18 protein-coding genes are annotated in these 12,439 nt (G+C 71.0%); 13 read left to right on the forward strand and 5 right to left on the reverse strand.

Annotation, left to right across the window (positions count from 1 at the left end):
* Nucleotides 1-214: 214 nt before the first annotated feature.
* From ACZ4YL_RS20380 to ACZ4YL_RS20410, 7 genes are all read left to right on the forward strand, one after another.
* Nucleotides 215-1,090 (forward strand): SigB/SigF/SigG family RNA polymerase sigma factor, encoded by an 876-nt coding sequence (locus ACZ4YL_RS20380; protein WP_468118103.1) that lies wholly within the window; start codon nt 215-217, stop codon nt 1,088-1,090.
* A 9-nt stretch (nt 1,091-1,099) separates the two neighbouring features.
* Nucleotides 1,100-1,537 (forward strand): STAS domain-containing protein, encoded by a 438-nt coding sequence (locus tag ACZ4YL_RS20385; protein ID WP_468118105.1) that lies wholly within the window; start codon nt 1,100-1,102, stop codon nt 1,535-1,537.
* Nucleotides 1,534-2,508, forward strand: a complete 975-nt coding sequence (locus ACZ4YL_RS20390; RefSeq protein ID WP_468118107.1) for an anti-sigma factor RsbA family regulatory protein — start codon at nt 1,534-1,536, stop codon at nt 2,506-2,508. Before ACZ4YL_RS20385 ends, ACZ4YL_RS20390 begins: the two co-directional genes overlap by 4 nt.
* A gap of 115 nt (nt 2,509-2,623) precedes the next feature.
* A complete protein-coding gene (locus tag ACZ4YL_RS20395; protein ID WP_468118108.1) occupies nt 2,624-3,088 on the forward strand; it encodes an ATP-binding protein in 465 nt (154 codons plus the stop codon).
* 103 nt (nt 3,089-3,191) lie between these two features.
* Nucleotides 3,192-3,314, forward strand: coding sequence for a hypothetical protein (locus ACZ4YL_RS20400; RefSeq protein ID WP_468118110.1), 123 nt, complete (start codon nt 3,192-3,194; stop codon nt 3,312-3,314).
* A 286-nt stretch (nt 3,315-3,600) separates the two neighbouring features.
* Nucleotides 3,601-4,050, forward strand: coding sequence for an SRPBCC family protein (locus tag ACZ4YL_RS20405; RefSeq protein WP_468118112.1), 450 nt, complete (start codon nt 3,601-3,603; stop codon nt 4,048-4,050).
* Nucleotides 4,051-4,055: 5 nt separating this feature from the next.
* Nucleotides 4,056-4,880, forward strand: a complete 825-nt coding sequence (locus tag ACZ4YL_RS20410; protein ID WP_468118114.1) for a DUF1206 domain-containing protein — start codon at nt 4,056-4,058, stop codon at nt 4,878-4,880.
* 37 nt (nt 4,881-4,917) lie between these two features.
* Here the strand turns inward: ACZ4YL_RS20410 and ACZ4YL_RS20415 are convergent, their stop codons facing one another.
* Nucleotides 4,918-5,514, reverse strand: a complete 597-nt coding sequence (locus tag ACZ4YL_RS20415; protein WP_468118115.1) for a VanZ family protein — start codon at nt 5,512-5,514, stop codon at nt 4,918-4,920.
* 137 nt (nt 5,515-5,651) lie between these two features.
* On the opposite strand from ACZ4YL_RS20415, the gene ACZ4YL_RS20420 reads away from it, so the two are divergent.
* A complete protein-coding gene (locus ACZ4YL_RS20420) occupies nt 5,652-6,137 on the forward strand; it encodes a DUF6328 family protein (protein ID WP_468118117.1) in 486 nt (161 codons plus the stop codon).
* 13 nt (nt 6,138-6,150) lie between these two features.
* Here the strand turns inward: ACZ4YL_RS20420 and ACZ4YL_RS20425 are convergent, their stop codons facing one another.
* From ACZ4YL_RS20425 to ACZ4YL_RS20440, 4 genes are all read right to left on the reverse strand, one after another.
* A complete protein-coding gene (locus ACZ4YL_RS20425; protein WP_468118119.1) occupies nt 6,151-7,275 on the reverse strand; it encodes a glutamate--cysteine ligase in 1,125 nt (374 codons plus the stop codon).
* A 219-nt stretch (nt 7,276-7,494) separates the two neighbouring features.
* On the reverse strand, nt 7,495-7,668 hold the full coding sequence (locus ACZ4YL_RS20430) for a CsbD family protein (protein ID WP_468118121.1): 174 nt from the start codon (nt 7,666-7,668) through the stop codon (nt 7,495-7,497).
* Nucleotides 7,669-7,789: 121 nt separating this feature from the next.
* Nucleotides 7,790-7,945, reverse strand: a complete 156-nt coding sequence (locus ACZ4YL_RS20435) for a DUF6131 family protein (protein WP_266601219.1) — start codon at nt 7,943-7,945, stop codon at nt 7,790-7,792.
* Between the two features lie 152 nt (nt 7,946-8,097).
* Nucleotides 8,098-8,481, reverse strand: a complete 384-nt coding sequence (locus ACZ4YL_RS20440) for a PRC-barrel domain-containing protein (RefSeq protein ID WP_468118123.1) — start codon at nt 8,479-8,481, stop codon at nt 8,098-8,100.
* Nucleotides 8,482-8,815: 334 nt separating this feature from the next.
* Between ACZ4YL_RS20440 and ACZ4YL_RS20445 the strand changes: the two genes are divergently transcribed.
* The 5 genes from ACZ4YL_RS20445 (at nt 8,816) to ACZ4YL_RS20465 (ending at nt 12,382) form a co-directional block, all read left to right on the forward strand.
* Entirely contained in the window at nt 8,816-9,553 is a 738-nt protein-coding gene (locus tag ACZ4YL_RS20445; protein ID WP_468118204.1) for a VOC family protein, read from the forward strand.
* A 163-nt stretch (nt 9,554-9,716) separates the two neighbouring features.
* A complete protein-coding gene (locus ACZ4YL_RS20450; protein WP_468118125.1) occupies nt 9,717-10,574 on the forward strand; it encodes a ribonuclease BN in 858 nt (285 codons plus the stop codon).
* 145 nt (nt 10,575-10,719) lie between these two features.
* Nucleotides 10,720-11,205, forward strand: a complete 486-nt coding sequence (locus ACZ4YL_RS20455) for a DUF2975 domain-containing protein (RefSeq protein ID WP_468118127.1) — start codon at nt 10,720-10,722, stop codon at nt 11,203-11,205.
* Nucleotides 11,205-11,426, forward strand: a complete 222-nt coding sequence (locus ACZ4YL_RS20460; protein WP_468118129.1) for a helix-turn-helix domain-containing protein — start codon at nt 11,205-11,207, stop codon at nt 11,424-11,426. Before ACZ4YL_RS20455 ends, ACZ4YL_RS20460 begins: the two co-directional genes overlap by 1 nt.
* Nucleotides 11,427-11,854: 428 nt before the next feature.
* Nucleotides 11,855-12,382, forward strand: coding sequence for a hypothetical protein (locus tag ACZ4YL_RS20465; protein WP_468118130.1), 528 nt, complete (start codon nt 11,855-11,857; stop codon nt 12,380-12,382).
* Nucleotides 12,383-12,439 lie beyond the last annotated feature (57 nt).

Raw genomic sequence — 12,439 nt, forward strand, 5'->3', positions numbered from 1 at the left:
CGACCGGTCGGAGCCGCCAGGCCCCGCGGCACACGCACCCGGAGCCTGACGCCACCTCATCGGCGGTGGCGCGGACAAAAGTTTCCGCGAGGGTGTGTAAAGGAGTGAAGTCCGGGCACAAGCGCCCGAGCAGCCGTCAGTCAATCGGGAGGGAACGGCCACCATGTCTCGCTCGGCCACCGTCGCAGTCCCCATTCGTGCAACAGACGCGCACATGACGCCCGCTGTGCCCGGCGCCGTGGAAGCCCCCCGGCAGGACGTGGAACTGCCGGAGGTGAAGAACGCCCGGGAGATGGCGCCCGCCGACGCGCGGGAGCTCTCGAAGCTCTTCTTCCTGAGGCTCGGTGCCCTGGAAGAGGGCACGCGCGAGTACCAGTACGCCCGCAACACCCTGATCGAGATGAATCTCTCCCTGGTCCAGTTCGCCGCGCGGCGCTTCCGCTCCCGCGTGCTGGGCGGGGGTCTGGACATGGACGACATCATCCAGGTGGGGACCATCGGTCTCATCAAGGCCATCGACCGCTACGAGCCCGAACGCGAGGTCGAGTTCTCCACTCTCGCTCTCCCGTACATCACCGGTGAGATCAAGCGCTACTTCCGTGACACCACCTGGGCGGTGCACGTCCCGCGCCGTCTGCAGGAACGGCGTACGGAGCTCGCCAAGGCCCAGGAGGCCCTGACCGACGTCCTCGGCCGGTCCCCGACGGTCAAGGAGGTCGCCCAGCACCTCGAACTGACCGAGGAACAGGTCATCGACGGGCTGGTCGCCGCGAACGGCTATACGAGCGGCTCCCTGGACGCCTCCGCCGAGAGCGACGAGCCGTCGACGACGACGGGCCGGACGACTCGTCCGCTGGCGGACCGGCTCGGTGACGTCGACCCCGCCATGGAACTCTTCGAGGAGTTCCACACTCTCGCGCCCCTGCTGGAGCAGCTGGACGAACGCGACCGGACGATCCTGCGGCTGCGCTTCGGCGAGGACAGGACGCAGGCGGAGATCGGCGCGGAACTGGGCATCTCGCAGATGCAGGTCTCGCGCCTGCTGTCCCGGACCCTGGCGCGGCTGCGCGCCGGAATGCTCTCGGTGTAGGCAGCGGGCATGCCCTCACCCCACCGGCACGACGGTCCCCTCCCGCCCCTCCCGCCCGTCGGCGCGCAGGCGCTCTACGACGACGGGATGTGGGCGGACGCGGTCCTGCGGTGCGCGACCGCCGGGACGGGTACGGCGGCGACGCTGACCGCCCGGCCGATGCGCGACCGTCCCGGTGCCCTGCTGAGGGGCAGCTGCGACCTCGACACCCGGCCGATCCTGCGCGCGGCACTCGGTGTCGTCACCCGGATCCCCGGCCCGGTCGTCCATCTCGACCTGTCCGCCGTTGCCTTCCTCGACACGGCCGCCGTCGCCGCCCTGGTGCAGGCCAATGCCACCGTCACCGGCCAGGGGCGCCGCCTGCTGCTCCACCACCCGCCATACTCACTCCGCAAGCTCGTGGAGATGTTCCCGGACGAATGTGCCGCGCTGGAGGTCGCAGCATGATCAATTCTCCTGCGTCCGGCGTCTCCGGGGCCTTCGTCCACCCCGCGCTCTTCTACCGGGGGCAGGCGGACTACCTGGCAGCCGTGGGCGGGTTCGTACGGGCCGCCCTCACGGCCGACGAGCCGGTACTCGTGGCTGTGCCCGGCCCGCGGCTGGACGCCCTGCGCGAGGACCTCGGCGTCGGCGCGACCGGGGTCACCTGGACGGACATGACGGACCTGGGCCGCAATCCGGGTCGCATCCTGGCCGCCCTGCAGGACTTCGCCGACCTGCACACGGGGCGGCCGGCCCGGATCGTGGGCGAGCCGATCTGGCCCGGCCGCTCACGGGCCGAGGTGCTGGAGGCCACGCGTCACGAGGCCCTCATCAACACCGCCTTCGCGGGGCGGCAGGCCACCGTCCTGTGCCCGTACGACGTCCTCGGCCTGCCGGCCGCCGTGGTGTCCGATGCCCGGCGTACGCATCCCACGCTGCTGGAGGACGGCAAGGCCCTGCTGAGCCCGGACCACGCGGACGCCCCGTCGGTCTGCGCCGACTGCGACGACCCCCTGCCCGAACCCGACGGCGGTACGCCCTGGCTCGCCTACACCCACGGGCAGCTGAGCGAGGTGCGCGCGTACGCCGAGGCCTTCGCCCGCGGCACGGCCCTGAGCGCGGCGCGGCGGGGCGACCTCGTCCTGGCGGTCGGTGAGGCCGCCGCCAACTCCCTCGCCCACGGGGGCGGGAGCGGCGCGCTCCGGCTGTGGAGCACTGCCGGATCCGGTGCGGGTGGCGGTGCGGGTGCCGGGGTCGTGGCCGAGATCCGCGACGGAGGTCACCTCGCCGACCCGTTGGCGGGGCGCCGCCGTCCCGCTCTGGCATCGGCCGACGGCGGCCGAGGCCTGTGGATGATCCATCAGCTGTGCGACTTGGTGGAGATCCGCGCCTCGGACGGCGGCTTCACTCTGAGGCTGCACATGACAACCTTCTGAGCGGCCGGCGGTCCCCTTAGACTGTCAGTCGTGTGCCCGGGTGTCCTCGGCCCCACGGGGCCTGTTCGTTCCCGCGAACAGAGACCAATGTCATCGGTGGGGGTGAGAGACCACAGTGGAAACGATCGGGCCGGAAACCGGCGATCGCAGGCCTGCCGGGCTTTCCGTCGCGGGGCAGCGCCGTCGGCTCGCCCTGACCGGCGTACGCGGACCCGTGGCCAAGGGCCGCGACTTCGCACGCCAGGCCCTGCTCGACTGGGGCTGGAGCGGGACCGAGACGTCCGAGGACGCTCTGCTCCTCGTGTCCGAGCTGCTGACCAACGCGGCCCTGCATGCGGGTGGTTGCGTCGAGCTCGCGCTCTCGGCCGGTGAGTTCCTGCGGATGGAGGTCTTCGACGGCACGACGACGCCGCCGCGCCGTCACCCCTCGCCGCAGCGTGGCCTCCCGGGCGGCCACGGCCTCTACATCGTGGAGCGCGTCTCCGATCGGTGGGGCACGCACACCCACGAGAACGGAAAGGCCGTCTGGGCCGAGATCGAGGCGTCGCGGCTGACCTCGGGCAGGTCCACGGGCCTCTGACCCGGCCGGACCACGCGGGCCGCCGCGCCGCCCCGCGCCCCGCGTCCCCGTCCCCGTCCCCGTACCGGAGCTTCATTCCGCGGGGCGGGGGCAGGCGCGCGGTATGACATCCCACTCACTCGACTCCCTGGCCCTGACCCCGGCGCCCGGCCCCGCCTGGCTCCATCTGGCCGTCATCGCGTTCGCTCTGCTCGTCCTGCTCCACAGCCTGGCCCGGCACCGGTAGTGGGGCGGATGCTCCCCGCGCGGTGAACGTCACCCACGGGTGAGGGTGCGGCACGGTACGAATTCCCTCCCCGCTTCTGTTTGAGCCGGCGATTCGGGGCCAGACGCATGAGTGTCGGCTGGTCGCCGTTTCGAGCGGGGCGGCGACTCGCCGAGATCCGCGGCCGCACGCCGGTGTCCCGTCCCCCCGGGCACCGCGTGCGGCCGCTGTCCTGAAGGGTCCTGACGGCGGTGACCGGCTTCGCGGGCCGCGGGGCGGGGCCGCCGACCACACGGAAGGGGTACACATGTCGCACGTCGAGGAGTACGTCGAGGTCAACGTTCCGGCACGGACGGCCTACAACCAGTGGACGCAGTTCGAGGAGTTCCCCGTTTTCATGGAGGGGGTCGAACGCATCGAACAGCGCTCGGACACGCTCACCCACTGGGTGACGAACGTGAACGGCGTGCGGCGTGAGTTCGATGCGCAGATCACCGAGCAGTTCCCGGACCGCCGCGTCGCGTGGATGACGGTGGACGGGGAGACGCGCCAGGCCGGGCTGGTGACCTTCCAGCCGATCGACGCGAGCACCACCAAGGTCGTTCTGCACATGAACTGGGTGCCCGAGGGGCTGGCCGAGAGCGTCGCCGACAAGCTCGGCTTCGTCAAGCGCCAGGTCGCCGGCGATCTGAAGCGGTTCAAGCTGTTCATCGAGTCCCGCGGAGCCGAGACGGGCGCCTGGCGGGGCGAGGTCTGATCGCGATGGGCACGCGCCGCGCGAGCAGGGGCGTCCGGGCCGCGTCCCGCGGTGGCCGCGGCCGGGAGATCACGGCGCGCTGCGGGCTGCTGGCCCGCGGGGTGCTGTACGCACTGATCGGGATGCTGGCCCTGCGCGTGGCCTTGGGTGATCCCGGAGGCGAGGAGGCCGACCGCCAGGGCGCCCTCCAGGAGCTCATGGGGAAGCCCTTCGGCGGCGTCCTCGTCTGGGCGGTGGGCATCGGGCTCGTCGGCATGATGCTGTGGCGCCTGTCGGAGGCCGTGTTCGGCGCGGCCGGACCCGACGGCGGCAAGCCGGTGAAGCGGCTGGCCTCGGCGGGCCGGACCGTCTTCTACGCCGCGGTCGCCTTCTCCGTCCTGTCGTTCGCGGCGGGCGGAGGCGGGCGCTCCGGAGACCAGCAGTCCCGCGACATGACGGCGCGGGCCCTGGATCTGCCCGCCGGCCGGTGGCTGGTGGGTGCGGCCGGGCTCGGGATCGCCGTCGCGGGCGCGGTCATCGCGGTGCAGGCGGCGCGGCGCAGCTTCCGCAGGCATCTCGCGATGAGCGGGGTCTCGGCGCGGTGGCGCGCGGCCGTCGGTTTTCTCGGGGTGACCGGCGGCCTGGCCCGGGGCGCCCTGTTCACGGCGGTCGGCGGCTTCGTCGTGTACGCCGCTGTGCGCTACGACCCGGCGCAGGCGAAGGGCATCGACGACACCCTGAGGTCGTTCACCCGGACGCCGGCGGGGCCGTGGCTGCTGGTCGCGGTCGCCCTCGGGCTGATGCTCTTCGGGGCGTTCTCCTGGGCGATGGCCCGGTGGCGCGAGGTCTGATCCCGGGCGGGCGGGCCGCCGCACCACCCGCCCGGGCTCAGCGGTGCCACCAGTGCCTGCGGCGCGGGTGTACGGCCCGACCCAGCCGCAGGCCGATGAACAAGTACCCGATGAGCGCTCCGGCCGTGTTGAGGATGACATCGTCGATGTCGAAGACGCGTCCGGTGATCAGGGCTCCCTGGGTGAGCTCCACCAGCGTCATCAGGGCGACCGTCACCGCGGCGACCCGTAACAGCCCCCGCGCCGGGGGCAGCAGGACCGGCAGGAGCACCCCGAACGGCAGCCCCAGCAACAGGTTCCCGCCCAGCTGGCGCACCGCCTGGATCGTCGACGTCCCCTCCAGATAGAGGCTGATCGAATGACCGGGTCGGACATTGCTGTGGACGAGAGCCTCCGAGGCGGCGGACGGTTCCAGCGTCAGCCGGGCCAGGACCGCACCGAACAGGACGGTCCCGGCGAAGGCGATCACCATGGCCAGCGCCCGGACGGCCGGGTGTGCCGGACGGCGTTGCCGCCGGCCGGCCGCCGTGGACCCTTCCGCGGATTTGCGGGTGTCCTCGTGTCCCTCGTGCGCCTCGTGTCCCTCGGATTCCCCGGACACCGCACCACGCCGCCGTGCCTGCCTCCATGTCATGCGGGCGCGTCTACCCTGTGGACTGCTGTGTACGCGTGCTCCGCTGACGGTCCGCCACGGCAGCCCGGTCGCCGGGTCGCCCGTACGTGGGACGTCCCGCGCGCATGCCCAACGGCCCCGGCGGACAGGGAGGATTCATGGCGCAGGATGCCCGCGACGGGCGGAGCGAGAGCGCGGAGGAACGCGCGGACCGGCAGTGGCAGGAGCTCATCCAGGAGATCCGCGTCGCGCAGACGGGCGTGCAGATCCTCTTCGGCTTCCTGCTGACCGTCGCCTTCACTCCGCACTTCCAGGGTCTTCCCCAGACCGACAAGGTGATCTACATCGTCACCGTGGTGCTGGGCGCACTGGCGACGGGGGCGCTGATCGGGCCCGTCTCCTTCCACCGCATCGTCTCGGGCCGCCGGATCAAACCCGAGGCGGTCGCGTGGGCCTCGCGTCTGACCTTCACCGGACTGATCCTGCTCCTGGCCACCTGCACGTCGGCCCTCCTCCTCGTGCTGCGGGTGGCCACGGACAACGCCGTCGTGCCGTGGCTGGTCGCGGGAGTCCTGGCCTGGTACCTCCTGTGCTGGTTCGTCCTCCCCCTCTGGGCGCGCGTCCGCTACACCGCGGCGAGCTGAGCGGCGGACGGCCTCAGAAGGCGGGTGCGGCGGTCGTGGTGTCCGCGCAGCCCAGGACCACGGCGGCAAGATCACCTCGCTCACTCAACAACGCGCGCTGGACGCGGGCGCCGTTGCCGCGTTCCAGGAGAACGGCGATCTCCGCGCTCACCCGTTCCTGGTCGCCGTGGTCGACGAGCGCCTCGCGGACGTGCTCGTGGAGGGCCCGTACGGCGGTGGCGGGAGCGGTCTCCCGCATCGTCAGGGGGTGCAGCAGCGGTCCGTCCAGTCCTGACCGCCCGGCGCGCCAGCCGGCCAGTCGCAGCAGGCCCGTGTCGACCCGGGCCGGCGGCTCCCCGGCCCGCCAGGAGCGGGCGGCCGTTTCGACCAGCGCGCGGACGAGGGCGGCCAGGAGCACCGTGGTCCCCGCCTCCAGGCACACGTCCGCGACGCGGATCTCCACCGTGGGGTAGACGGCCGACAGACGCGCGTCGAAGTAGATCATTCTTTCGTCGTGCAGCACGCCGGTGCCCACCATCGCGCGGACCTCCTCGTGGTAGCGGTCGGCGGATCCGAAGACGTCCACGGGCCCGGTCGAGGGCAACCGGTTCCACACCCTGCTCCGGTAGCTTCCGTACCCGCTGTCCGCGCCCTGCCAGAAGGGGGAGTTCGCGCTCATGGCGTTCAGTACGGCGAGCCATGGGCGGATCCTGTCCAGGACGGCCACGCCCTCCTCGTCCGACTCGACCGAGACGTGGACGTGGCATCCGCAGGTCAGCTGTTCCTGCGCGGTCAGGCCGAACTGCTCGGCGATCCACTCGTATCGCTGCCCGGCGCTGCGCGAGGGGCGCACGGGCAGGGGCGACGTGCCGAGGGCCGCCACGAGGGCTCCGGCGGACGCCGCGTGCCGGGCCGCCTCCGTGCGCCACCGGACGATCTCCTCCTGGAGATCGCCCATCTCCGTCACCGGCCTGGTGCCGAACTCCACCTGCTCCTTCTGGAGCTCCTTCTCGAAGACGTGCTCCTTCGCTCCCCCGCCCTTGGAGCACTCCCCCGTGCAGTGGTCCGCCGCAGCCAGGACCGCGCCCGACACGGCCAGCGGCTCACCGGTGGCAGCGTCCACCAGCAACAGCTCTTCTTCCACGCCCACGCTTCGCATTCCGCCGCCGCCCATCGCTCCCGGGTTCAGATCGATACAGGTGGCCGCGTTCGAGGTGAGCGCCCCGATGCCGCACGCACCCGCGGAAACCTTGCCGTCTCACGTTCACACGTATCGCGGTTCCATGCATCCGCCGTCACGGACGGTACCCCCGTGCACATGCCGAGGTCCCGCACCCCGACCACGGGCGCGGGACCTCGGCGGAGACGCCGGTGCGCGTCAGCGCTTGAAGACATCCTTCATCTTCTCCTTGGCCTGACGGGCGTCGCCCTTGGCCTTTTCGGCCCGGCCCTCCGCGGTCATGCTTTCATTGCCGACCGCGCGTCCTGCCGTCTCCTTGAGCTTTCCCTTGGCCTGCTCGGCCTTGGCGCGGCTCTTCTCCTTGTCCGACACGGCTGATCACTCCCTGGGTAATCGGAATGAAACTGGGACTACGTGCGTCTTTCGTCCGACCGGAATTCCGAGGGCCGAAGTCCGAGCCCCGGCGTCCCTCGTACGGCGTAGGGCCTACCGGTCAGTAGTAGTGGCGTCGGCCGCCCACCGCGTGTCCGACCGAGCCCAGGATCCACAGCACCGCACCGACCACGAGCAGGATGATCCCGATGGTCCACAGGATGGAGATCCCGGTGAGAAATCCGACGAGCAGCAGAATAAGCCCGACAACAATCATGATTTCCTCGTTCCCGCTTCGGAATTCGACGGAACACTTGGATCCGCCGGGGCTTCTCAAGTGGCGTCTACCCTCAAAATCCGCCTTCACCGATTCCGTGCCCGGATATTTTCGGCGGCGATGAATCCCCGTCGCAGCCGTGGCCGCGGCCCTCATGCGCGGTGGCTGCCGACCGGGCCGTCGCCGGGCAGCCCTCCGGGGCTGTAGTAGTCACCGAGATCCGCCCGGTAGGCGGGGTCCTGCAGGTGCTTTTCCCGGTGGAACTCGGGGGCGTTCTTGATCCGGTCCTTCGTGGCGTTCACGTAGACGGTCTCCTCCTGCATGTCTATCCGGGACACGGTGCTCGCCGGGAGGAGGACCTCCTTGCCGAAGATCCACACACCGGTGTCGACGACCAGGTAGGCGTCGCCCACGTCGTAGGAGTGCTTGTCGACCTTCCCGATATGACCGTCGGTCGCCTCGACCCTGTACCCGGTGAGGTCGGCCCAGGTCAGGTGACCCGATGCCGGCCGGTAGCTCCACACATGCTCAGTCACACGAAACAACTCCTCCCGGTAGGGGTGACCCGTCGTGTTCCCGGCCGACCGGTCACGGACCGCACCGCGGCACGCCGGCCTCCGTCGTGGGCGTGGGGCCCTATGTGTTGACGCGGCTGCCCGCCCTGTCGCCGGCCAAACGCAGGAGCGGGCCGCGCGAGGCCCGCCGCGAGCCGAAGAGGGACATGGCTCCGTTCGAACCGCGCCTCGCAGCCCAGCGCCGCCGCCCGGTCTACGGTGGAAGCGTTCCGTCCCCCGTCAACGGCAGATGAGGCTGGCAGCTGTGTCGACTTCGAGCCACGAGATCTTCGGTGCGCCGTGCTGGGTCAGTCTGCTGGCCCGGGATCTCGAATCCACACAGCGGTTCTACGCCGGCGTGCTCGGCTGGGACTTCCGCTCCACCCACCTCGGCGGCGGCATCGTGGTCGCCTTCCGCGACGGGGCCCCCGTGGCGGGTATCGGCGTACTGGCCGGGAGTGCCGGCGCTCCGGTGCTGTGGACGCCGTACTTCGCCGTCGAGGACGCCGACGTGACCGCCGCACGGATCCTCGAACGCGGCGCCACCATGGCGGTCGGCCCGGTGGCCTTCGGCACCGGCCGCATCGCCCTGGCTGCGGACCCCGCCGGGGCCGTTTTCGGCTTCTGGCAGGGCGAGGTCGTCCCCGACTGGTCGGTCGGCCGCGGAAGTGCACCCGCCTGGCTGGAACTGCGGACGCGGGACGCGTTCGCGGCCGCCATCTTCTACGGGGAGGTCCTCGAGTGGGCCGGCTCGCGTCCCGGCTGCTGCGCGGTCTCCTACGAGCACGCCCACGTCGTCCTGCGCCACGGGCGCGACACGGTGGCCCGCATCAGCGGCGGCGCGCTCGAAGCGGCACCGGACCCCGAGGTCCGCCCCCGATGGCACGTCCACTTCCGCGTACCCGATCTGGAGACGGTGGTCGAGGCCGCGATCCGGCTGGGCGGCAGGACCGCGTCTCCCGTACAGACGTCCAGCGCGAGCCGGTGGATCGTCCTCGCCGATCCCGAGGGGGCGCTCTTCACCGTGGTGACCCCGCAGGACAAGCTGTCCTGACCTGGCCGACCAGGCGGAAGCCGTACGGATGGATTCCCCGGCTCGGGAGTCCTATCGTGGGAGCGACACCTGGAGCGGCCATGCTCGTCACCTCACTCCCGGCCCATCGCTCCCGGTCACAGCACATCGGTCGCGACGATTCGTCGGAGCGTGACCCGGCGAGATGATCGGGTCGGGTGGATCTGGCCGGCTGTCGCCCGTCGGACGGATACGCAGCGCGATACGCCGTGCGCGGGCCGGACGCCACTGGGGGCGCGTCCGGGACGTCGACCTGTGGCAGCGCTCCCTGGGGTTCTCGGCGCTGGGGTTCCTGACGCTGGTACCGCTGCTGATCGTCGTGTCCGCGGCGGACACCGCCACCGGGCAGGGGTTCGCGCAATGGCTGGGGGACGGACTCGGCGTGTCGCCGGCCGCCAGGGCGGAAATCGACCGTCTCTTCGCCCTGCCCGGTCAGGCATGGCGGACCACGACGGCATTCGGCCTCGCGGTGCTCACCGTGTTCGGCCTGTCCTTCGGAACCATGCTGCAGAGCGGCTACGAAAGGATCTGGGACCTGCCCCCGGCCCGCTGGTGGGCCAGGTGGCGGCATGTGGTCTGGCTCGGCGTGCTGATCGGCGTCCTGTACTTGTCGGCCATCACACCGCCATGGCGTGAGTCGCCGGCCCGCGGGTTCGTCACGGTGGCGATCGGCATCCTGTTCTTCTGGTGGTCCCAGCGGCTGCTGCTCGGCGGCCGGGTGGCATGGACCGCTCTGCTTCCCGGGGCGGTCGCCACCATGATCGCGCTGCTCGGGCTACGGATCTTCTCCCGACTCGTCTTCTCACCGCTGATCGCCTCCAGCGCCATCACGTACGGCCCCTTCGGAACCGTCCTCGTCATCCAGACCTGGCTCGTCGGCATCGGCGTCGTCATCTTCGGCGGCGCACTCACCGGTCGCCTGCTCCACGACGAACTGCCGCGCCGGTCCGGCCCTCCTCGGCCCGGGCAGCCGATCGGGCCCGGCGGCGGGCAGGGGGGATGAGCGCGGTGCTCCCGCCGGGGCGTTCGACGAAGGCCCCGGCCTCGGCGGCCGGCCGGCGCCGGGAATCCCATTGGGCCGCTCCAGCCCTTGCTCCACTTATCGAGATTCGATAGATTCCCATCGTAAATCGATGGGAGGATGTGTCATGGGGAAGCTGGCCGTGCATGCGTTGCGCGCCGTGCTCGCGGTGGTGCTCACAGGCACCGTGTTCGTGCAGGTATTGATGGTGTGGGCGTTGGCCACCGACCCGGAGGACGGGTCGCTCCCGCTGACGCCGCTGCGCGTGATCACGATCCTGGGCATGGTGTCGGCCCAGGTCGCCCTGGTCTGCGTCTGGCGGCTGGTGACGATGGTGCGACGCGGAACCGTCTTCTCCCACGCCGCCTTCCGCTACGTGGACGGCGTGATCGGCGCGATCGTGGCGGCTGCCCTCATGTGGTTCGGGGTCACGGCCCTCAATGCGCCGGGCCAGCGGGAGGATCCGGGCGTCACCGTCATCATGGGCGGGGTCGGCGTGGCCATCCTGGGGGTCGCGCTCATCGTGCTCGTCATGCGGATGCTGCTCGCCCAGGCCGTCGCGCGCGACATCGAAGCGGCGCAGATGCAGGCCGAGTTGGACGAGGTCATCTGATGCCGATCACCGTCGACATCGACATCATGCTGGCCAGGCGGAAGATGTCCGTGGGCGAGCTCGCGGACCGCGTGGGGATCACGCCCGCCAACCTGGCGGTACTCAAGAACGGCCGGGCCAAGGCGGTGCGCTTCGCCACGCTCGCCGCACTCTGCGAGGTGCTTGAGTGCCAGCCGGGCGACCTGCTGCGCTGGGAGGCCGAGGACGCCGCCGGCGGCTGACCCGCCCCACACCCGCGTGGCGACCCATCAGTCCGACGGGATTCCGGGAACGGCGGCCCGATCCGCCGTCCCTGAGTCAGTGCCCGCGCGGCAGTCGCCGGGGCGCTTCGACGGCAAGACGCCAGGGTTCGCCTGTACGACTGCAACGGGTCTGCGGCGCTGCGTCGACCGGTGGGCGCCAAGAGGCCCAACCTACGCGCGAGTTCGGGCGGAAGGCTCGCCGTCACCGGTGGCGCCTGCGCCCACAGCGCGGCCGTTCAGTCCTGTAGGGCGAGCGCGCGCAAGCATCGTACCCAAGTAGGCGCAGCCCGCGCCTGCATGTCGGGACCCGGCCGAGTCGGCGGCACGAGGGTCGCCCATCCGCTGTTAGGGTGTCATGCGCCCATCAAGTCGGGCCTCTCACATACTGACATTTCAACGGGGTTGACGTGAAGCTTCGCCATGTCCGCGCGGTAGCCGTCTTCGGTATCGCAATCTTCGCACTCACCGGAGCCCGTGGCTCCCACGGCGCCAGCTGCGGTGGGAGCAGCCACAGTTCCGGCTCGGGCTCCAGTGGTTCCAGCAGCTCCAGCGGTGGCACCACCGGTGGCAGCGACAGCACGAGCGGCAGCACCGGCAGCAGCACTGGTTCCTCGGTCACCGGCGGATCCGGCAACAACAAGGCCGAGCGCGACATCAAGATCGACGAGTGCAAGCTGGACGCGTCGGGGAAGAACCTCGTCGCCAAGATCACCGTCACCAACAGCGGCTCGATCGACTACACGTACAACATCACGATGCAGTTCCGCGGGGACGCCACCTCGGCAGCGACCCCCGCCCAAGCCAAGGTCGCCGCCCTCACCGTCAAGGCGGGTGCGTCGAAGCAGGCCGAGGCCACCACGGCGTACACCGGCAAGGGCGACGGCAGCGAGTACAAGAAGTGCACCGTCGACAGCGCCTCGAAGAGCGCCCTCTGAGCCGTTCCTGATCGAGCGGAGCCCCCTCTCCCGGCCCAGCGGAGCGGGGGCTCCGGC

This window comes from Streptomyces sp. NPDC030021 (genome assembly GCF_055574035.1).

Bases quoted from the DNA above. Each gene is read 5' to 3' on its own strand.
- ACZ4YL_RS20380 (WP_468118103.1), top strand. From the start codon at position 215: ATGACGCCCGCTGTGCCCGGCGCCGTGGAAGCCCCCCGGCAGGACGTG.
- ACZ4YL_RS20385 (WP_468118105.1), top strand. From the start codon at position 1,100: ATGCCCTCACCCCACCGGCACGACGGTCCCCTCCCGCCCCTCCCGCCC.
- ACZ4YL_RS20390 (WP_468118107.1), top strand. From the start codon at position 1,534: ATGATCAATTCTCCTGCGTCCGGCGTCTCCGGGGCCTTCGTCCACCCC.
- ACZ4YL_RS20400 (WP_468118110.1), top strand. From the start codon at position 3,192: ATGACATCCCACTCACTCGACTCCCTGGCCCTGACCCCGGCGCCCGGC.
- ACZ4YL_RS20405 (WP_468118112.1), top strand. From the start codon at position 3,601: ATGTCGCACGTCGAGGAGTACGTCGAGGTCAACGTTCCGGCACGGACG.
- ACZ4YL_RS20410 (WP_468118114.1), top strand. From the start codon at position 4,056: ATGGGCACGCGCCGCGCGAGCAGGGGCGTCCGGGCCGCGTCCCGCGGT.
- ACZ4YL_RS20415 (WP_468118115.1), bottom strand. From the start codon at position 5,514: ATGACATGGAGGCAGGCACGGCGGCGTGGTGCGGTGTCCGGGGAATCC.
- ACZ4YL_RS20420 (WP_468118117.1), top strand. From the start codon at position 5,652: ATGGCGCAGGATGCCCGCGACGGGCGGAGCGAGAGCGCGGAGGAACGC.
- ACZ4YL_RS20425 (WP_468118119.1), bottom strand. From the start codon at position 7,275: ATGCGAAGCGTGGGCGTGGAAGAAGAGCTGTTGCTGGTGGACGCTGCC.
- ACZ4YL_RS20435 (WP_266601219.1), bottom strand. From the start codon at position 7,945: ATGATTGTTGTCGGGCTTATTCTGCTGCTCGTCGGATTTCTCACCGGG.
- ACZ4YL_RS20450 (WP_468118125.1), top strand. From the start codon at position 9,717: ATGATCGGGTCGGGTGGATCTGGCCGGCTGTCGCCCGTCGGACGGATA.
- ACZ4YL_RS20455 (WP_468118127.1), top strand. From the start codon at position 10,720: ATGGGGAAGCTGGCCGTGCATGCGTTGCGCGCCGTGCTCGCGGTGGTG.
- ACZ4YL_RS20460 (WP_468118129.1), top strand. From the start codon at position 11,205: ATGCCGATCACCGTCGACATCGACATCATGCTGGCCAGGCGGAAGATG.